16 protein-coding genes and 2 tRNA genes are annotated in these 20,052 nt (G+C 44.0%); 2 read left to right on the top strand and 16 right to left on the bottom strand.

The annotated features are described in order from the left end of the window. Nucleotides 1-165: 165 nt before the first annotated feature. The 13 genes from ADI76_RS03665 to rsgA form a co-directional block, all read right to left on the bottom strand. The gene (locus tag ADI76_RS03665; RefSeq protein ID WP_003002974.1) at nt 166-1,365 is read right to left on the bottom strand and encodes a phosphoglycerate kinase; all 1,200 of its coding nucleotides are present in this window, start codon (nt 1,363-1,365) and stop codon (nt 166-168) included. 203 nt (nt 1,366-1,568) lie between these two features. After that, a complete protein-coding gene (locus ADI76_RS03660) occupies nt 1,569-6,359 on the bottom strand; it encodes an endo-beta-N-acetylglucosaminidase (protein ID WP_049514803.1) in 4,791 nt (1,596 codons plus the stop codon). A 234-nt stretch (nt 6,360-6,593) separates the two neighbouring features. Then, nucleotides 6,594-7,604: a type I glyceraldehyde-3-phosphate dehydrogenase gene (gene gap / locus ADI76_RS03655; RefSeq protein WP_023919220.1), complete on the bottom strand. Its 1,011-nt coding sequence runs from the start codon at nt 7,602-7,604 to the stop codon at nt 6,594-6,596. Between the two features lie 279 nt (nt 7,605-7,883). Then, nucleotides 7,884-9,965 (bottom strand): elongation factor G, encoded by a 2,082-nt coding sequence (fusA, locus tag ADI76_RS03650; protein ID WP_003003071.1) that lies wholly within the window; start codon nt 9,963-9,965, stop codon nt 7,884-7,886. Between the two features lie 279 nt (nt 9,966-10,244). Beyond that, nucleotides 10,245-10,715 (bottom strand): 30S ribosomal protein S7, encoded by a 471-nt coding sequence (gene rpsG / locus ADI76_RS03645; protein WP_003003105.1) that lies wholly within the window; start codon nt 10,713-10,715, stop codon nt 10,245-10,247. A gap of 19 nt (nt 10,716-10,734) precedes the next feature. Then, nucleotides 10,735-11,148, bottom strand: a complete 414-nt coding sequence (rpsL, locus tag ADI76_RS03640) for a 30S ribosomal protein S12 (RefSeq protein WP_003003125.1) — start codon at nt 11,146-11,148, stop codon at nt 10,735-10,737. A gap of 205 nt (nt 11,149-11,353) precedes the next feature. Then, a complete protein-coding gene (locus ADI76_RS03635) occupies nt 11,354-11,926 on the bottom strand; it encodes a hypothetical protein (RefSeq protein WP_049514802.1) in 573 nt (190 codons plus the stop codon). Nucleotides 11,927-11,949: 23 nt separating this feature from the next. Beyond that, entirely contained in the window at nt 11,950-12,765 is an 816-nt protein-coding gene (gene purR, locus ADI76_RS03630) for a pur operon repressor (RefSeq protein ID WP_037599408.1), read from the bottom strand. 135 nt (nt 12,766-12,900) lie between these two features. Then, a complete protein-coding gene (locus ADI76_RS03625; protein ID WP_049514801.1) occupies nt 12,901-13,845 on the bottom strand; it encodes a 3'-5' exoribonuclease YhaM family protein in 945 nt (314 codons plus the stop codon). Continuing rightward, nucleotides 13,832-15,082 carry a DNA recombination protein RmuC gene (locus tag ADI76_RS03620; RefSeq protein WP_049497101.1) on the bottom strand — a complete coding sequence of 417 codons (1,251 nt, stop codon included), beginning with the start codon at nt 15,080-15,082 and terminating at the stop codon, nt 13,832-13,834. Before ADI76_RS03620 ends, ADI76_RS03625 begins: the two co-directional genes overlap by 14 nt. Nucleotide 15,083: 1 nt before the next feature. Beyond that, nucleotides 15,084-15,716 (bottom strand): thiamine diphosphokinase, encoded by a 633-nt coding sequence (locus ADI76_RS03615; RefSeq protein ID WP_049506567.1) that lies wholly within the window; start codon nt 15,714-15,716, stop codon nt 15,084-15,086. After that, the gene (gene rpe, locus ADI76_RS03610) at nt 15,709-16,368 is read right to left on the bottom strand and encodes a ribulose-phosphate 3-epimerase (RefSeq protein WP_049514800.1); all 660 of its coding nucleotides are present in this window, start codon (nt 16,366-16,368) and stop codon (nt 15,709-15,711) included. Before rpe ends, ADI76_RS03615 begins: the two co-directional genes overlap by 8 nt. A gap of 14 nt (nt 16,369-16,382) precedes the next feature. Next, entirely contained in the window at nt 16,383-17,261 is an 879-nt protein-coding gene (gene rsgA / locus ADI76_RS03605; protein ID WP_049514799.1) for a ribosome small subunit-dependent GTPase A, read from the bottom strand. Nucleotides 17,262-17,509: 248 nt separating this feature from the next. Between rsgA and ADI76_RS03600 the strand changes: the two genes are divergently transcribed. Together ADI76_RS03600 and ADI76_RS03595 are read left to right on the top strand one after the other, a co-directional pair. Further along, a tRNA-Leu gene (locus tag ADI76_RS03600) sits at nt 17,510-17,592 on the top strand. A gap of 4 nt (nt 17,593-17,596) precedes the next feature. Further along, nucleotides 17,597-17,686 (top strand) — tRNA-Ser (locus ADI76_RS03595). A gap of 46 nt (nt 17,687-17,732) precedes the next feature. Here ADI76_RS03595 and rsmA read toward each other — a convergent pair. From rsmA to ADI76_RS03580, 3 genes are read right to left on the bottom strand one after another with little or no spacing between them, the layout of a single operon-like run. Continuing rightward, nucleotides 17,733-18,608 carry a 16S rRNA (adenine(1518)-N(6)/adenine(1519)-N(6))-dimethyltransferase RsmA gene (rsmA, locus tag ADI76_RS03590; protein WP_049514798.1) on the bottom strand — a complete coding sequence of 292 codons (876 nt, stop codon included), beginning with the start codon at nt 18,606-18,608 and terminating at the stop codon, nt 17,733-17,735. Nucleotides 18,609-18,660: 52 nt separating this feature from the next. After that, nucleotides 18,661-19,245, bottom strand: coding sequence for a ribonuclease M5 (gene rnmV / locus ADI76_RS03585; RefSeq protein ID WP_193390721.1), 585 nt, complete (start codon nt 19,243-19,245; stop codon nt 18,661-18,663). Continuing rightward, on the bottom strand, nt 19,217-19,987 hold the full coding sequence (locus ADI76_RS03580) for a TatD family hydrolase (protein WP_049514796.1): 771 nt from the start codon (nt 19,985-19,987) through the stop codon (nt 19,217-19,219). Before ADI76_RS03580 ends, rnmV begins: the two co-directional genes overlap by 29 nt. Nucleotides 19,988-20,052 lie beyond the last annotated feature (65 nt).

The following is a 20,052-nucleotide window of genomic DNA, read 5'->3' as shown; positions in this document are numbered from 1 at the left end:
CGTTAGAATTCGATTTCGTCGTCCCACCTCCGCACAGTTGAGTAGGGCTATAAAAGCTGATGAGATCAGTGTAGTAGAGCCCACTCAACCACTGCGTCTTGCTCGACGATGCAAAGACAATTAAGAGGCTGGGACAAAAGTCCCAGCCTCTTAATTCTCATTAGATTATTTATCTGTAAGAGCAGCCAATCCTGGAAGTTCTTTACCTTCAAGGAGTTCCATAGAAGCACCACCACCAGTAGAGATCCATGAGAATTTGTCTGCACGTCCAAGGTTGATCGCAGCAGCTGCTGAGTCACCACCACCGATGATTGATTTAACGCCTGGTTGTTTCACGATAGCGTCCATCACACCGATTGTACCAGCTTGGAAGTCAGGGTTTTCAAATACACCCATAGGTCCGTTCCATACAACTGTTTTCGCACCAGTCAATTCTTGGTCGAATTTAGCGATTGATTTAGGACCGATATCAAGACCAAGGAATCCTGGATCTACTGCTTCACCTTCAGTGTCTTTCACTTCAGTGTAGTCAGCAAATGCGTTTGCTTCTTTTGAGTCAACTGGCAAGATCAATTTGCCGTTTGATTTTTCAAGAAGAGCTTTCGCTACATCCAATTTGTCTTCTTCTACAAGTGAGTTACCGATTTCGATACCTTGAGCTTTGTAGAATGTGTAAGTCATCCCACCACCGATAAGGACTTTATCAGCTTTTTCAAGCAAGTTTTCGATAACACCGATCTTGTCAGATACTTTAGATCCACCAAGGATAGCTACGAATGGACGTTCTGGAGCTTCAACTGCTTCTTTGATGTAAGCAATTTCGTTTTCAAGAAGGAATCCAGCAACAGCTTTCTCAACGTTTGCAGAGATACCAACGTTAGATGCGTGTGCACGGTGAGCAGTACCAAATGCATCGTTTACGAAGATACCATCTCCAAGTGATGCCCAGTATTTACCAAGTTCAGGATCATTTTTAGATTCTTTCTTGCCATCAACATCTTCGAAACGAGTGTTTTCAACCAAGAGAACTTGTCCATCTTCAAGAGCGTTAACAGCTGCTTCCAATTCAGCACCACGTGTAACACCTGGGATAAATTTAACTTCTTGACCCAATTTAGCAGCCAAGTCAGCAGCTACAGGAGCAAGTGATTTACCTTCTTTATCTGCTTCTTCTTTTACACGTCCAAGGTGAGAGAAGAGGATTGCACGTCCACCTTGTTCAAGGATGTACTTGATAGTTGGAAGAGCTGCAGTGATACGGTTATCGTTAGTGATCACGCCGTCTTTTACAGGAACGTTGAAGTCAACACGAACGAGAACTTTTTTCCCTTTCAAGTCAACGTCTTTAACAGTCAATTTTGCCATTAGATATGACTCCTTCTTTTTTTAATACATGATAATTATATCACAAAAGCTGTAAAAGAGGTAGAAAAATCCAATGCTTTTCCCCTCTAATTCACAGGATCCGAACGACACTTCTAAATACAAGATCAAACCTCTCTGGTGAAAACCAGAGAGGTTTTTTTGAGAGTGACTTTTTAAAAGAACGAAAGAATCCTGTAAAAGGCTTACTCTTCTTTCTTCTTACCAGCCAAGAGGAATCCGCCTAAGGCTGATAGGAGAACAGCTTCAGCTGCAAAGGAAGCTTCTAGGCTTGCCGTATTTGGTAAGTGTTCCGATTGACCTTCTTTGCTTGCATCTTTTGTTTCTTGCTGAACTGTTGGCTGTGAGTTCGCTCCTTGGTGGGCACTTAACAACTGATGGATCTCTTGATCAACCATATCCTTGTGTTCTTCCTCTTGATGACCCGCTTGAGTAGAAGTCGTTGGGGCCAACTGATCCACTTGAGAAGACTCTGTAGGCTTCAATGGATTAGCTGGATCCGGAGTCACTGGGGCAGCTGGTTGGACTGGTTGATTTGGTTGAGCTGGTTGAACAGGCTGATCAGGTTTAGCCGGTTCCTCTGGTTGGATCGGTTGATCTGGTCCTTCCGTTTGTGCTGGCTTATAGACAATCGCATAGTGAGTAAAGTGAGGAGCTGTAAAGATGACTACATCTCCAACTCTCTCAAAGGCCAAGGATTGAGGAGCTTGACCTTCTGGGAAGAAGAGAACTTGCTCCACTTCTTTATCCTTATCCACAGGGATTTTCACAAGGGATGGATGGTGGGTATCGATATCTTGACCGCTTGCATCCACGCCTTCAATATCAAATACGATTCCTTCTCGGCCCTTCAGCTCTTCTTTTTCTACCTGATTGGCTTCAACTTTTGCGACTTTTAGTCCTTTGACAACGGTTGGCTCTAAGTTGGAGAATTGAACTTCGACTCCAGTCGCAGGGTCTACAAAGACCGCTGGCTTATCTTCTTTCAGGAGCGCAATCAAGGTCTCTAGACCTGTCTTAGCTGTTTCAAGCGCTTCAGGAGTGAGCTCTGAAGAAGCTAGGAGCTCTTTATTTTTCTCAACCAGTGCCTGCAAAGCCTCTCCAGAAGGGTGATTTGGCTTGCTTGTTAATAGAGCAGTCGCTTCTGTTGTCAGAGCAGAGAGAGCTTCTTTTTCTTTTGTTAGATTGGCTTGACCATCCAAGGCTTTCAAGAGAGCGGTCAATTGGTTCAACTGCTCATTGACTTGATCTTGTGTGCTGGTATCATGCTCTTTCAAGACTTTTTCAGAAGCAGCCATTCCAGCCAGCAAAGCTTCTTTGACTTCAGGAGTCGCAAAAGTAAAGTCTACTTTGGCTTTTGCAGCTTCAGCTTCAGCCAATTTTTGCTTAAGGTATTCATCGTTGAGAGCTGGTTTTGGATTCACGAGGACATCAAAGCTTGTACTAGCTCCTTTGTAATGGACAGTGATGGTTTGACGACCTTCCTTGGTCGTATCAAAGCCAGTCACTTCAACCCCTTCATCTGTCAAGGCATGCGTTTCGGTCGTTTCATCTTCAAAGACGACTGTAAAGCGTCCACCCTCCTTCTCCAATGCTTCTCCGACAATATATTCCACTTTTGGTTTGTCGGTCAATTCTAGACCAGCAACTGCTTTTTCACCTGCTTCCTCTGCACTGACCACAAAAACAGTGAGGGTCTTATCCAATTTCTGACCAAGGTAAGAGACTTCTAGGTGTTGTTCTCCAAGCTTGCTACTGTCAAATCCATGAATCTCTACACCTGAGTTGGTGAGATTGACCAGTTGATCTGCTTGGCCATCTTTATAATGAACGCGGAGAGTCGCCCCTTTCAAGGAAAGGGCATCGCCTTCCCGGTAGACCTTCTTAGTCAATCCATCTTCAAATTGAAGTCCCGCAATTTCTTTATCATTCTTTGGAACTTCGATCGCCAAAACATTACTGATATCTTTACCAGGAACTTGTGCACGATAGTAAAGAAGAGACGGGGTTGATTCAAAAGCGAGCGGTTTAAAGATGAGATTTCCAGCTTGATCGGCTGTCATGGTCGCAATTGGACTAGTGGCTTCTTTATCGGCATAAAGAGTCAGAGTAGTATTAGCTGGGACATCTTTGAAACCGACTTGGACAAAATGATTACCTAGGTTTTGCGCTGCGGCATTTTTCATCGGAATGTTGACCGTTTCAGTATCCAGACTTTCATACATCTTCCAGTTGTAAATCCTGATGGCTTGCCATGGGGTGCCGTTATCTGCCGTAATGACATGGAGACGCCAGTCTTGAGCCTTGATTGGATGGTCGAGTGTAATGTCGGACACATGGGCTTTATTGCCACGAACTTCCTTAGCAAGCTTCCATTCACCCGCTTCATCCTTGTAGTAAAGGTCGAAGTCACGGGTATTCATCTTGCCATCGTCGACAGATTCTCCACCCGCACCGGCATGGTCCATGACCCAACGAACAATGGTCCGTGGTTGTGTCAAGCGAATATCGACGGTTCCACTCAATTGAGCAGAAGACCATTTATCTGAAAGACTGGTAATGGTACCATTTAACATACCTTCGATGCCTTCACTACCATCCGCATCTGGGAAGCTCGAACCGATCACTTTGGCTCCGATGACCACGTTTGGTGCTAGGGCTTTTGGAAGACTGGTATCTGACACGGTCATCCCCCAATCAAAGGCTACAGTTCCCGCATCCGAACGTTGACCGTTCTTCCCAACTGCCACAACCTTTAGTTCCTGAGTGGTTCCTTCAGCACTTGCTGAACGACTAACTTTTGGTAGATAGACGGTTGTCGCAGAAGACCCTGTTAAGAGACGCCAGTTGTCGCCATTTTTTTCATAGACTTCATAATAATCCGCATCTGCTACCCCTTTAAAATTGAGAACTGCTTCTGCTTCTTGCGCATTTTGTAGACGTTTTGCTCGAACGGTTACTTCTGCTGGAGTCGCTGGTTTCTCTTGGTTTGACGTAATCGACAATTGGCCGAGATTAAATTTGTAATCTTTAACATCCGTATCATGGTCAAAGAACATCTTTACAGCATAGATGGTCTTGCCAGCCAAACTTCCTAAATCAAAGGTTTGAGTAGACCAATCTGCACTCGGTGTCAATTCCTTCCATTCGTATTCAGAGTAGTCTTCTTTGGTGGCAACAGCTACCCAAGCAGCTGCACCGACTCCACCCTTGTGAGAGACGCTCAATTTGGTCTTTTCTGTCACTGGAATCTTGGTCGAATAGAGCATGACATTTTGACTGCTATTGGCTTTTAGATCTCCTTCAAAGGCCAGAGAATTTCCTCCATTGTAGGCTTGATCAAAATCATAACGACCTTTCAATGGCGCACTATCCTCACTATGCTCTACCCACCAACGCCATGTTGGAAGGTAGCCAGAAACAGAACGGTAGTTCCACTCCCCTTCTTTAGAAATCTTGCCATCCACAAACCAGTGTTTTCCGTGTCCAGTATTAAAGGAAGTATTGAAATCTTCACTAGTGATTGGGGTTTTGTCCACTACTAGATTAGACATACCGTACCAAGATTGGTCTGCTGGTTTTCCTTTAGTCGGATCCCCTTGGAAACCTGTCCAGAATAGATCTTCATGGGTATGGTATCCTTCTCCAGTCTTTCCTAGCCCTGTAATCGTATCTGGCGCATAAAGACCAAGGGATAGACGCAACTTGCCATGTTCATCTAAAATGGCATTCCAGTCTACATTAGTCTTATAAGAGCCTCCTTTTTGGAGCTCGAGTCCAGCTAGAACATCATAAGGATTCCGATGAATCCATTTAGCTGTGCTGATGGAATAATCAACTTCTGATTTGCCCCAGTTAAAGTTAGCAAAGAAGGTATCAACAGGATTTTCCCCATTTTCTGGCTGCATGAAATTGTAGTTGTATTCTCCCAGCGCATTCTCATGGTAACGGCCATATTCATAGGTCATAGCATCATACCAGGAATACTTAATCGGATAGTTGAGACTCTTCGCATATTCCTTGGTATAAAGAAGAAAATCTCTCAATTTTGGACCCAATGGTTCTACAAGATTTCCGGTTGTCTCTTGGTTGATAAAGTAACCATCAAAGCCATAGTACTTGGCAAGTTCGACTAATTTACGGGCGATCGGGAAGGTTTTAGAGCCTTCACTATCTTCTTTCAAGGTTTCTGCAAAATGTTCTTGATCCTTGATACTGCTAGACCAGTTATAAAAGAGTGTTCCATAAATAGGAACCCCATTTCGGTGGGCAGCATCGATCACATCTGCTGATGGAACCAGCCCTTCCCAAAAGACCATGGAATCTAAATATTGCCAGTAATCAAAAGCATAGGCCTTAAACTCTTCCCCGCCGACAGACGCATGATCCTTGGCTTTGGAGTTCATATTTGACAGTGCTTGGATCTTCGCTTCAGGGTTGGCTTGTTCATTAATTTGTTTTCCTTGGAAACGACTCGCAAGTGGAACGCTTGCTCTGTTCATATCGTCATCCACTCGTTTTCCTGGTTCCCACTTCAAGAGATCGTCCCAGGTATCGAACTTAACTTCTTTGGGTCTTAATTGTTTTTCTTCATTGGTTGGTAAATCAGCCACTTTCTCAGCAGTAGCTTTCGGTTTTTCAGTCTCTGAAACAGCTGGATGATCTGTAGTCGTCGAGCTAGCTTCTGTACTCGTAGGACTAGCCTCCGGAGTGACCGCTTCTGCGACTGGTTTTTCCGTTTCTGCAGAAGGTAAGGCCGCATCTGCAGTATAGACGCCAGCTTCTCTCACTAGATGATTGACGTCTTCGGTCGTTGCTGAAGATGCTTCTAAAGGTTGTTCACTAGTAGAAACCGTCTCATCTGCAGAGACAGCGCCTGTTCCTAAAAATGCTAACCCAATCAATGCAGAGCAAACTCCCACACTGAATTTTCGTATACTAAATCGTTCTTTCTTTTCAAATAGATGACCTTTCATCTTGACCTCCTTGTATGGTTTTTTTCTTTTTCTTGAGCGATTTCCATTGGCTCCTTCCTCCACGATCTGTAATCGCTTTCATTTTCTTGTATTAGAAATCTCCAATCAAGGATAGGATACCCTAATCTATTTAGCACTGTCAATCAATTTTAGCAATTCCTATAATATGATGAGAAAGCCCTAAAAAAAGTACAAAAAAAGAGGAGGTTTCCCTCCTCTCATCATACGCATGAATTATTTAGCAATTTTTGCGAAGTATTCAAGAGTACGAACAAGTTGTGCAGTGTAAGACATTTCGTTGTCATACCATGAAACAACTTTAACCAATTGTTTACCGTCAACGTCAATAACTTTAGTTTGAGTTGCGTCAAACAATGATCCGTAAGACATACCTACAACGTCTGAAGAAACGATTGGATCTTCAGTGTAACCGTATGATTCGTTTGAAGCTGCTTTCATAGCTGCGTTCACTTCATCAACAGTAACGTTCTTGTCAAGAACAACTACCAATTCAGTAACTGATCCAGTTGGAACAGGAACACGTTGTGCAGCTCCGTCCAATTTACCGTTCAATTCAGGGATAACCAAACCGATTGCTTTAGCAGCACCAGTTGAGTTAGGAACGATGTTAGCAGCACCAGCGCGTGCACGACGAAGGTCACCTTTACGGTGTGGACCGTCAAGGATCATTTGGTCACCAGTGTAAGCGTGGATAGTAGTCATCAATCCTTCAACAACACCGAAGTTATCTTGAAGAGCTTTAGCCATTGGAGCCAAGCAGTTTGTAGTACATGAAGCACCTGAGATAACTGTTTCAGTACCATCAAGAATATCGTGGTTAGTGTTAAATACGACTGTTTTAACATCTGATCCACCAGGAGCAGTGATAACAACTTTCTTAGCACCACCAGCATGCAAGTGTTTTTCAGCAGCTGCTTTAGTAGCAAAGAAACCAGTTGCTTCAAGAACGATTTCTACACCGTCGTTAGCCCAGTCGATTTGTTCTGGATCACGTTCAGCGGAAACTTTAATGAATTTACCGTTAACTTCGAATCCACCTTCTTTAACTTCCACAGTACCGTCGAAACGACCTTGAGTTGTATCGTATTTCAACAAGTGTGCAAGCATAACTGGATCTGTAAGGTCGTTGATGCGTGTAACTTCAACACCTTCTACGTTTTGGATACGACGGAAAGCAAGACGTCCGATACGACCGAAACCGTTAATACCAACTTTAACTACCATTCGTGATTTCCTCCTTATGAAAATCAAAAAAATTTTTTGTGAAAAGAGTAACTTGACACAGCGCCAAACATCTTTTAACAGTCTCTATTATATACTTTATTGCATTAAAAAGCAACTATTTCCCCACGAAAAGCAAGATTTATCATAGATCACCACCTCTTTTATTGAAGTTTTTCACAAAGTCTTGTTTGCTAGGAAGAGCACTTTTTTACTTGTATTCACTTTTGGAACAAAGAAAAACTCTTCCCAAAGTGGGAAGAGTTTTTAAGCATTGGTAAATTAAGCTTCACCTTTAGCTTTTTTAATGATTTCTTCTTGTACTGATTTTGGTACATCTTCGTAGTGGTCAAATACCATCATGAAGGTACCACGTCCTTGAGTTGCAGAACGAAGGACAGTAGCGTAACCGAACATTTCAGCAAGTGGTACATATGCACGAACGATTTGGCTTGCACCGTGTGCTTCCATACCATCTACACGTCCACGACGAGCAGTTACGTGACCCATAACATCCCCAAGGTTTTCTTCAGGAACTGTGATGGTTACAAGCATCATTGGTTCAAGGATAGCTGGTTGTGCAGTCTTAGCAGCTTCTTTAAGTGCAAGAGATGCAGCGATCTTGAAGGCAGTTTCAGATGAGTCGACATCGTGGTATGAACCATCGTAAAGCTTAGCTTTCACGTCAACCATTGGGTAACCAGCAAGAACACCGTTCGCCATAGATTCTTGAAGTCCTTTTTCTACTGCAGGGATGAATTCACGTGGAACCACACCACCGACGATCGCATTTTCGAACTCGAATCCTTTACCTTCTTCGTTTGGAGTAAATTCGATCCAAACATCACCAAACTGACCTTTACCACCAGATTGACGTTTGAAGAATCCACGTGCTTGTGTAGAAGCGCGGAATGTTTCACGGTAAGATACTTGAGGAGCACCAACGTTAGCTTCAACCTTGAATTCACGTTTCATACGGTCAACAAGGACATCCAAGTGCAACTCACCCATACCAGAGATAACTGTTTCACCAGTTTCAGGGTTTGTTTCAACGCGGAATGTTGGATCTTCTTCAGCCAATTTTTGAAGGGCGATACCCATCTTGTCTTGGTCCGCTTTAGATTTAGGCTCAACCATCAATTGGATAACTGGTTCTGGAACTTCGATTGATTCAAGGATGATTTTTGCTTTTTCATCTGTCAATGAGTCACCAGTTGTAGTATCTTTCAAACCAACGGCAGCAGCGATATCTCCAGAGTAAACTGTTTCGATTTCTTTACGAGTGTTGGCGTGCATTTGAAGGATACGTCCGATACGTTCACGTTTACCTTTAGAAGTGTTCAATACGTATGAACCTGAGTTCAAGACACCTGAGTAAACACGGAAGAATGTCAAACGACCTACGAATGGGTCAGTCATGATCTTGAAGGCAAGAGCTGCAAATGGCTCTTCATCAGATGCTGGACGTTCTTCTTCTTCGTCTGTATCTGGGTTTACACCCTTGATTGCAGGGATATCAAGTGGGCTTGGAAGGTAGTCAAGGACTGCATCCAACATCAATTGAACCCCTTTGTTCTTGAAGGCAGAACCACAAAGTACTGGGTAGAATTCAACGTTGATTGTAGCTTTACGGATACCAGCTTTCAATTCTTCGTTAGTAATTTCTTCCCCTTCAAGGTATTTCATCATCAAGTCTTCATCAGTTTCAGCAACTGCTTCAACCAATTTTTCACGGTATTCTTGAGCTTGTTCAAGGTATTCAGCTGGAATATCTTCTTCAAGGATATCTGTACCAAGGTCGTTAGTATAGATTTCAGCTTTCATCTTGATCAAGTCAATGATTCCGCGGAAGTCATCTTCAGCACCGATTGGCAATTGAATTGGGTGAGCGTTTGCTTGAAGACGGTCATGAAGTGTGCTTACTGAGTAAAGGAAGTCAGCACCGATTTTATCCATCTTGTTAGCGAATACGATACGTGGAACTCCGTATTCAGTTGCTTGACGCCAAACTGTTTCAGTTTGAGGCTCAACACCTGATTGTGAGTCAAGAACGGTTACAGCACCGTCCAAAACGCGGAGTGAACGTTGAACTTCGATAGTGAAGTCCACGTGTCCTGGTGTGTCGATGATGTTTACACGAGTGTCTTTCCATTGAGCTGTTGTAGCGGCAGATGTGATAGTGATACCACGTTCTTGTTCTTGCTCCATCCAGTCCATTTGTGACGCACCTTCGTGAGTTTCACCGATTTTGTGAATCTTACCAGTGTAGTAAAGGATACGCTCAGTTGTAGTTGTTTTACCAGCATCGACGTGAGCCATGATACCGATATTACGAGTTTTTTCAAGTGAAAATTCGCGTGCCATGAGGTTTGTTTCTCCTATATTTTTTATTTCTATATTCTATTATAACATGATTTAATAAAAACGGATAGGCAGGACCTACCCGTTCTTAGTGTTTTCATGCTAAGTTTTGGTTCCAACTTGTAAGAAGAGTTGAATTGAACTCGGGCTAAAAGCTCAAGTTAACTGATTTGAACCCGAGCGAGGCCCGGTGCAAAAAAGATAAACTGCTTTGTGTTCATCGAACACTGCATCAGTTTCCTATTTTTGCCTTGGGCCTTTGCCGCTCTTAGTATCATTTTATTACCAGCGGAAGTGTGCGAATGCACGGTTAGCTTCAGCCATACGGTGAGTATCTTCACGTTTCTTAACAGCTGCACCAGTGTTGTTCGCTGCATCCAAGATTTCTTTTGCAAGACGATCAACCATTGTGTGTTCACCACGTTGACGAGCGATTGTTACCAACCAACGAAGTCCAAGTGTTGTACGACGTTCTGGACGAACTTCAACTGGGACTTGGTAGTTAGAACCACCGACACGGCGAGCACGTACTTCAAGTACAGGCATGATGTTTTCCATAGCTGTTTCGAATACTTCAAGAGCATCGTTTCCAGTAGCTTCTTTAATTTGTTCGAAAGCTCCGTAAACGATTGAAGCAGCTGTACCACGTTTACCATCAAGCATAACGCGGTTGATAAGACGAGTAACTAATTGTGAATTGTAAAGCGGATCTGGCAATACATCGCGTTTAGGCGCACGGTTTTTACGACTCATTTTTCTTTATCCCCTTTCCTTATGCTTTTGGTTTTTTAGTACCGTATTTAGAACGGCCTTGTTTACGATCGTTTACACCTGCAGTATCAAGTGCTCCACGGACGATATGGTAACGTACCCCTGGAAGGTCTTTTACACGTCCACCACGAAGAAGAACCACGCTGTGTTCTTGCAAGTTGTGTCCGATACCTGGGATATAAGCAGTTACTTCGATCAAGTTGCTCAAACGTACACGGGCAAATTTACGAAGGGCAGAGTTAGGTTTTTTAGGTGTCATTGTTCCAACACGAGTTGCAACACCACGTTTTTGTGGTGAAGAAACGTTTGTTTGAACTTTTTTATGACTGTTGTAACCAACGTTCAAAGCTGGTGATTTAGATTTTTCTACTTTTGATTTACGCGGTTTGCGAACCAATTGGTTAATTGTAGGCATCTACATTCTCCTGTGAAATTTTTTATTTTTGGTGATGGTACACTTGGTGACAGCTACCATCTGTGTGTACTTTTGCAACATTTGTCAGCACGTCCCTGTACACTCTTGAGAGACCAAAAGTAAAAAGTACCGTCTATTATTATAACATGACGGCACTTTGATTGCAAGATGTTTTTTTATTTTTTAAAGAAGTCGAAAAAGTTCATTATTGACCAGCTTCAGCAGGTACTTCTGCCCCTGCATCTGCAGCCGGAGCATACTGTTGTTGCTGTTGTGGTTGAACTGTCGCATTGGCTCCAGCTACTCCAGCATTGGCATTGGCATTAGTATTTGCGTTCGCGTTCGTGTTGGCATTAGCGTCTGTTTGAGTCTGCTGTGTTGCCGCTGTGTCGCTCTCATAGGTCAGTCCATAATAGTTAGCGATGTATTGGATACGGGCCTCAAGCGATTGCTTTTGAGTCGCATCTTTGACTTTCTTCACAGCAGCTTGGGCAGCGTTCACAGAATCTTGACTTGGAGTTGTTTCCATTTGAACGACTGCTTTTTCAGCAGCTTCTGTATTTTTCTTTTCTTCCTTCTTTTCTTTTTCTTCCTTTGTTTCCTTTTTCACTGGAAGGGAACCTGTTTTTTTAGCAGGTTGAATTTCTGTCGTTACCTGGGCAGCTGTATTCTTTTTAACGGTATACAAACCAGCTACCAAAATAAAGGATAGAGACAGAACTGTCACCAAGCGAATCCACAAAGGACTATTATCAAATCGATCTAAAATTCTTTTCACTTTTTGATCCTCCTTTGTTGCTCTTAATCAAAGATATTCCCAACTTCGACACTCAATTTATTTTCTTTTACATCGATGTTGGTCACGCGCAATAAGGATTTGTGTTCAAAGAATTCACGGTCGGTTGCAGCATTATCCGCAAAGACAGCTACCCCTGCTAATTCAGAATCAAATTCAGACAAGAGGCTGACCATCCCGTTAATCGTTCCGCCACCTTTAAGGAAGTCATCGACAATCAAGACCCGGCTTCCTGCTTTTAGGCTCCGTTTTGAAAGGAACATTTTCTCAATGCGATCCCCACTTGAGCCTGAAACATAGTTGACACTAACGGTTGACCCTTCTGTGATTTTCAAATCACGACGGACAATAACAAAAGGAACATTCAAGACATTGGCTACTGCATTGGCTAGAGGAACTCCCTTGGTCGCTACGGTCATGACAGCATCAATCTTCTTATCCCGGAAAGCTTTGGCAATGATGCGGCCGATGCGATTCAAAATCTTTGGATTGCTCAACAGATCAGACAGGTAAATGTAGCCACCAGGAAGGATACGATCACTTTCAGACAGCTGCTTGCAAAGATCCTCGACGATTTCTTTGGATTCTTGATCTGAGATAGACGGTGTAAAGATAACACCTCCACCAGCTCCTGTAATGGTCTCAATATTTCCGATTTCCATCTCTTCAAACGCACGCTTAATGATCACGATATCTTCTGAGATGGAAGACTTGGCAGACTCATACTTTTCCGCAAACGTATTGAGGCTCGTCAATTCATAGGGATGGTTGATCAAGTAATTAGAAATCACGACCATCCGTTCACTTCTTCTTAATTTCATTTTCTCACCATGTAGTTTTTTCTATCATTATACCATAAGAAGCGAAAAAAACGAACATTCTGATTTACAGAAGGCCGTTTTTTCCTGATTATTTTATTTTTGGCAGAATCATTCCCGTATTTATCTCTGTTTTTACTAGTCGAGATTCGGTTTATAGAAGGAACGATTTTCCATAGCAAAGATTTTATTGGTCATTTCGCCAGGACCAATTAAGCCAAGTGCCGTTGTCATCATCATCATTTCTGCATCCAAATTATCGATCATATGAATAATCTCTGCTTCCATGATCTTTGGACGAACAGGACTACCGTATTCGAGCAAGCCATGGTGACTCAAGATCACATGGCGAAGAACGATGACATCTTCTTTTTGGTCATCAATCTTCAAGTCTTGCAAGACCTTGGTGATTTCTTCATCGATGAGTGCAATGTGGCCGATGAGGTTGCCTCGAACAGTGTATTCTGTATTTTCAGGCCCCGTCAACTCGATCACTTTGGCCAAATCGTGTAACATAATCCCTGCAAAGAGCAAGCTCTTATTCAACTGAGGATAGATATCACCGATACTATCTGCCAAGCGGACCATGGTCGCCGTATGATAAGCAAGGCCTGCTTCAAAGGCATGGTGGTTGGTCTTAGCAGCTGGATAGCTATAAAACTCTTTCTCATATTTCCCATAGAGGGCCCGGACAATCCGTTGCCAGACTGGATTTTCAATTTTGAAAATCATGTTTGACAGGTATTCATGCAATTCCTTGGGATCTACTGGTGGTTTTTCCTTAAAGTCTGCTGGATTGTTGGGCTCTCCTGCTTGGGGCAAGCGCATGTTTAATTGGTTGACTTGCGGAGTATTATTGTAAACTTCTCGACGTCCAGACATATGGACCACGCGTCCAGCCATAAAACTCTCTACATTGTGAGGTTGGGCATCCCATAGTTTACCTTCGATTGTACCGGTCTCATCCTGGAAGACAAAGGCGAGGTAGTTTTTCCCGGCCCGCGTTTGACGCACTTCTGCTGACTTGATCAAATAGAATCCTTCGAACAATTCATCTTTTTTCATTTGGTTAATTTTGACCATCATCTTCTCCATCTTCTATATATACATCTAGTCCCAGCAGGTCCTCATCGCTTTCGATTTGGCGGAGTGTCCGCTCGATGGCACTGGTCCGTCTGGTTAGCAAATCATCAATATTATTGGAAGCATTCTTTAAATGGCGCTGAGTCTTGGCCAGAATCCCTCCAAACTTATGGAATTCTGATTTGACCGATCCCAACACCTTGCTAATGTCATCTGCGCTCTTTTGGATGTTGAGCGTTTTAAAGCCAACAGACAAGGAGTTCAAGAGGGCTGATAAGGTACTTGGCCCAGCCACTAAAATTTGTTCGTCCCGACGCAAGCGATCGAAGAATTCTGGATTGCGAACCACTTCGGAATAGAGGCCTTCGGTTGGCAAAAAGAGAATTCCGAAATTCGTTGTCGCTGGTGGAAAGAGGTATTTTTGTTGGATATCCTTAGCAAAACGCTTGATACTAGCAAGAAGGGCCTTGCGGTAACGCTCGATCTCCTCTTTCTCTCCTGATTCATAAGCTTCTTCCAGACGATAGTAGTCTTCCAGTGGGAATTTAGAGTCAATCGGCAGATAGACTGGCTCCTCTCCTTGTCCTGGAAGCTTAATAGCATACTCCACGCGCTCACTGGATTGGGGAACGGTGACAAACTCCCGCTCATACTGGGCTGGGGTCAAGATATCTTCAATAATTTGGCCCAGCTGCAATTCGCCCATAATCCCACGCGTCTTAGTATTGGAGAGAACTTTATTAAGAGTTCCGACATCCCGCGCCACCGTCTGCATTTCTCCCAGCCCTTTGTTGACCGACTCCAATTGTTTTGAAACCGTCTCAAAGGAGGTCTGCAAGCGGTGCTGCAAGGTTTTCTCCAATTTTTCTTCTACCGTTTGGCGCATCTGTTCTAGCCGCACTTCATTGGACTCTTGGATCTGGCGCATGCGCTCATCTGTTTTGTCCCGATTTTTAGTAAAGTGCTCATTCATCTCAGCGCGCAGAGCTGTCGTCTGCTGGTGGATCTCCACTCGCATCTCGGTCAAGCGATCTGTCAGGGCGATCTCTAACTGCTGATTGGCAATCTGGCTTGCTTGTCTTTCTTTTTCAAAACGATAGTCCAACTGGTCTGTCAAATGATCCTCATGGTCTTCCAGCATCTCTCGTAAAGCCGGTCTTGTATCATCTGACCGTTGCAAGAAATAGATGAGGAGGCCCAGATTGAGCAGGCCAATCAGAAGCAGAATGATATTCATATTAACCTCTGTCTTTACTATAAACAATGACAAGATAGCCACGGTCAAGACTCACTTGAATCGGTTGATCCAAAAATTCATTGGAGCCATACATGGCCTTCAAAAAATAATTATCCTGATGGAGCGGATACTTGGCCCCTGTGATCTCTAAGTGGCCTTGTCCGACAGGCATAAAACCAACATAGGACATGGCTGGATCTGGCTGAATCTCATGGCAGCCAGCTGGTCTGTAGATTAAGCGGTTTTGACCATCGACTAATTGGATCTGATCCATGTAGGGAGCTAGGTCTGGATCGGTCGGTAAAAAGATATTAGACAAGAAGTGATCCAAGCGACCGCCAAAGGCACCATAAACGGTGATAATAGCCTCTGGATAGGCTTCAAAGACTGCTTTCAAGGCCAATTCCAAATCCGTATCGTTCTTTTCAGGGATGGATTGAATAACCTGCTTGGCTTGGATACGGATCTTATTCAAATCAGTCTCAGAGACGGAATCGAAATCCCCCACAGCTATATCTAATGGCAGGCCTTGTTCCAGTAACTTCAAACAGCCACCATCAACGCCTACATAAGCGTCATGATTTCTTGGCAAAAGCGTGCTGTCCCCTCCTGCCAGTATTGCGATCTTACCCATTTACAGCATCTCGGAGCGTTTGAACACGCTCATTAACATCTCCATTAAAGACATAAGAGCCTGCTACAAAGACATTGGCCCCGGCTTCTTTTGCTTGGGAAATAGTTTGGCCATCAATTCCTCCATCGACTTCGATATCAAAGCCTAAGCCTTTTTCTTCACGAAGCGCGGCTAATTCGCGCACCTTGTCCATGGTTTCAGGCAAGAAGGCTTGGCCACCGAATCCTGGATTAACGGTCATGACCAAGACTTGATCTACCAAGTTCAAGACATGTTTGATACTGACTACAGGAGTTCCTGGATTGATCACGACACTCGCCTTCACACCTGCTTGACGAATTTTTTGAAGAGCTCCGTGGATATGGTGAGTTGCTTCTACGTGGATGCTGATGATATCCGCACCTGCACGGGCGAATTCTTCGATATGGTGTTCGGGATTGGTGACCATCAAGTGGCAATCAAAGACCAACTTGCTATGTGGACGCATGCTCTCTACGACACCAGCTCCAAAGCTGATATTGGGCACAAAATGGCCATCCATGACATCGATATGGGCATAGTCAGCTCCAGCTGCTTCTAAGCGTTTTAATTCACTTTCAAAATTGGCATAATCGGCACTCAAAATTGAGGGTGCAATTTTCATTGTTTTCATCGTTGTAGTGTCTCCTATTTTGGTATTTTTTTCGAAATTTTTTTATAGGTTTCGCGACGGTTTTCAATCTCACTTAGAAATTGCAAGTAATCCTCATAACGGAAAGGCGCAATTTCCTCTCTTTCAACGGCTGGTTTCACCGCACAAGCGGGCTCATGCGTGTGGGTACAGGTACGAAATTTACAAGAGTGGCTCACGTCGGCGATTTCTGGGAAGGCATGATTTAAGTCTTCACTGGTCGTCACTTCATAATCGAGGGAGGAGAAGCCAGGCGTATCTGCGATCTTTCCTCCATTTAAATGGTAAAAGCTGACAGCTCGGGTCGTGTGTCGACCGCGCCCCAGACTATCTGAAATCTCACCCGTTTCAAGCTCCAGATCCGGAGCGATTTTATTGAGCAAGGTCGATTTTCCTACACCGGTCTGTCCCATAAAGACCGTGGTTTGATTGGTCAAAAGGGGCAAGAGTTCCTCAATCGACAAGACAAAATCATAGCCAATAGCCTGATAGATTCCTTGGTAGTAGTGGATGTCTTCCATATCTTCTAACAAGTCCAGTTTTGAAATATAGACAATGGGATGAATCCCCTTATACTCCAAAAGAACCAGAAAACGGTCTAAAAGATTGGCATTGAAATCCGGCTCCTTAGCTGACATAATCACTACTGCCTGATCAATATTGACAATCGGAGGACGCACGAGGCTATTTTTTCGAGGCGCAATGCTCAAGATGTAGCCTTCTGAATTCTCTTCAGCAGAGAACTCTACCTGATCTCCCACATAAGGAGTCTGTCCTTTTTTTCTAAAATTTCCACGAGCCCGTGTCTGGTAAATGTGACCATCTGACTCCACGTAGTAAAAGCCAGCCAAGGCCTTGACGATTGTTCCTTGCAAATCGCACTCCTTTGAGATTAATACTATCTATTATACCAAAAAATGAGAAATAAGGCTGGTTTGCTTGATAAGAAAAAACGAAAAGTGAACCTCTCCGGACGCTTTTAGAAACGAATAGGTTCGTTTTTTAAATGGATAGAAACAGAAGACGGAGTATCTGTTATGACTTGTCTTTTAGCAGAATTCGGGAAAGGGCACCTTCCTTTTTTTCCTTGGCATTTTTCCTAAAAAGTGTATAATAGAACTATGCGGAGGTGGTGGAACGGCAGACACGCATGCTTCAGGCGCATGTGCCCCTTCGGGCGTGAGGGTTCAAATCCCTTTCTCCGCATCTTGGAAAGGTGGCCCAGCTCGGTACGGCACCGGACTCGAAATCCGGCAAGTGGATTTTTATTCACGCGCGGGTTCAAATCCCGTCCTTTCCTTCCATCATTCAAAAAGACATGAGCTTCATATCTCATGTCTTTTCTATTATTTGATCCCGACTTCTAGAAGGCCGTCTGCTAGGCGAGCGAAGTCTTCTAGGCTAAGAGCTTCTCCTCGTACAGAAGGTTGCAGGCCTGCAGCTTGGATTCCTTCTTCCAGTTTGGCTTTGATTTCTTCGGTCTTGCCAAAGCGACTGGTCAAGTTGTTCCAAAGTGTCTTCCGCCGATGGACAAAGCTAGCCTTGCTAACAGAGAAGAAGAAATCTTCGTCCTTGACGGCTACTGCTGGCTCTTCGCGACGCACCATCTTGAGGATGGCAGAGTCGACATTTGGTGCTGGCACAAAGACGGTGCGAGGCACGATAAAGGCTACCTTAGCAGTCATATAGTACTGGACTGCAATGGACAAAGAACCATAAGCCTTGGTGTTGGGCTCAGCTGAGATGCGGTCTGCCACCTCTTTTTGCATCATGACCACAAATTCTTGGAAAGGAATCTTGGATTCGATCAAGTGCATGAGGATGGGAGTCGTAATGTAGTAAGGAAGGTTAGCCACCACCTTGATCGGAAGGTCTGGATTTTTAAACTCTGCGATGTACTGGTTGAGGTCTACCTTGAGGATGTCTTGGTTGACAACCGTGACATTGTCAAAATCACGCAAGGTATCCGCTAAGATGGGAACCAAACGGTCATCAATTTCAAAGGCCATCACTTCTGCCGCATTTTCCGCCAAGAACTCAGTCAAAGCTCCAATTCCAGGACCGATTTCGATGACATTGACGGTTTTATCAATCTCAGCCGTATCGACAATCTTTTGAAGGATATTGGTATCGGTCAAGAAGTTCTGACCGAAGGATTTTTTAAAGGTAAAACCGTGACGCTCTAGCACTGCCTTGGTCACGCTATAATCTGCAATTCTCATTTTTTCTCTTTTCTAATCAGTTTAGGGGTAAAGGATCCCCTCTACTTCCGTCTTAATAACTAGCCATCGCCTCTTCGACTTGTGCTAAACAAATTCCAAACAACTCCAAGCGTTTGATCAATTGCTTGCCATTGCAGTAGCCGATGCGCAAGGCTTCGCCTAGATATTCCCGTCGTTTGCGACTATCGCTTCCCATCAACAGTCCAAGACGCATCAAGTCGATCTTTGTGATATCAAAGAAATTCTCATCTTCGTAAGACCCGACCAATCCAGCTAGGGCTTTTTCTAAGTCTTCAAAACTGGCATGCTCCACTCCTAAGGAACGCCCCTTGGTCTTGGATTTGGGGACTGCTTCACCACGATTTAAAAAGGCATGTTTGGCCTGGGGCACCTCTTGCATAATGATCTTGCGAATGCGCTCGCCATTATAATCTGGATCGGTAAAGACAATGACCCCACGCAACTCTTGCAAGGTAGCAATTCGTTCCAAGTCATCTTGATCGATCGCAGAGCCTCGCGTTTCATAGGTATCCACCTCATAAAAACGACGGAGATTAGCTGTGTCGTCCTTGCCCTCCACTACAATCACTTCTGGTATTTTTCTTTTCTCAGTCAAGGCCAAATACCTTTCTTGCATTGTCATAGGTTGCCTGAGCCACTTCTTCTGTTGTTAAGCCACGTAGTTCTGCAATAAAATCTACCACATAACGAGTGTAGGCTGTTTTATTTTCCCGACCACGTTTGGGAACTGGTGCTAGGTAAGGGGCATCTGTTTCAACCAAGATCTTGTCTAACGGAAGGCCAGCTGCCGCTTCTTGGACATCTGTGGCTTTCTTAAAGGTCACCACTCCAGAAAAGGAGATCATCATTCCCAAATCCATGAAGCGTTTAGCTTCTTCTAAACTTCCTGAGAAAGAATGCATGATCCCACCGCGAGGACCGACTCCTTCACTCTTGATGATGGCATAAGTATCTTCTAAAGCATCACGTGTATGCACCACAAAGGGGAGGTCCAAGTCTTTAGACAATTGAATCTGACGACGAAAAACCTTTTCTTGGACATCTTTTGGTGCTGTCATCCAGTGGTAATCCAGACCGATTTCTCCGAGTGCAACGACCTTGGGATGTTTCAATTGTTCAAGTAAATAGGCCTCCACTTCAGGACTATAATCGCCCGCCTCAGTGGGGTGCCAACCAAGCGTGAGATATAGCTCTGGGTGCTGGTCTGTCAAGGCTATTCCTCGCTCAATCGTCGGTTTGTCAAAACCAACGATATTGTGGGCTACAACACCCATTTCCTTGGCCAAGTCGAGCTCTTCTTGTTCTTTTCCTGCGAATTCTTCCACATTGAGATGGGTGTGGGTATCAAAAATCTGCATGATCTTCCTTTTCTTCCGAGTTTTTCTTCTTTCTATTATAGCAGAAAGCGCCTCTAAATTCACTT

This window comes from Streptococcus parasanguinis, from assembly GCF_001074805.1.
GTDB classification, from domain to species: Bacteria; Bacillota; Bacilli; order Lactobacillales; family Streptococcaceae; genus Streptococcus; species Streptococcus parasanguinis_A.
Note: the sequence above shows the minus strand (reverse complement) of the source record. Positions and strands in the feature narration are given on the sequence as shown.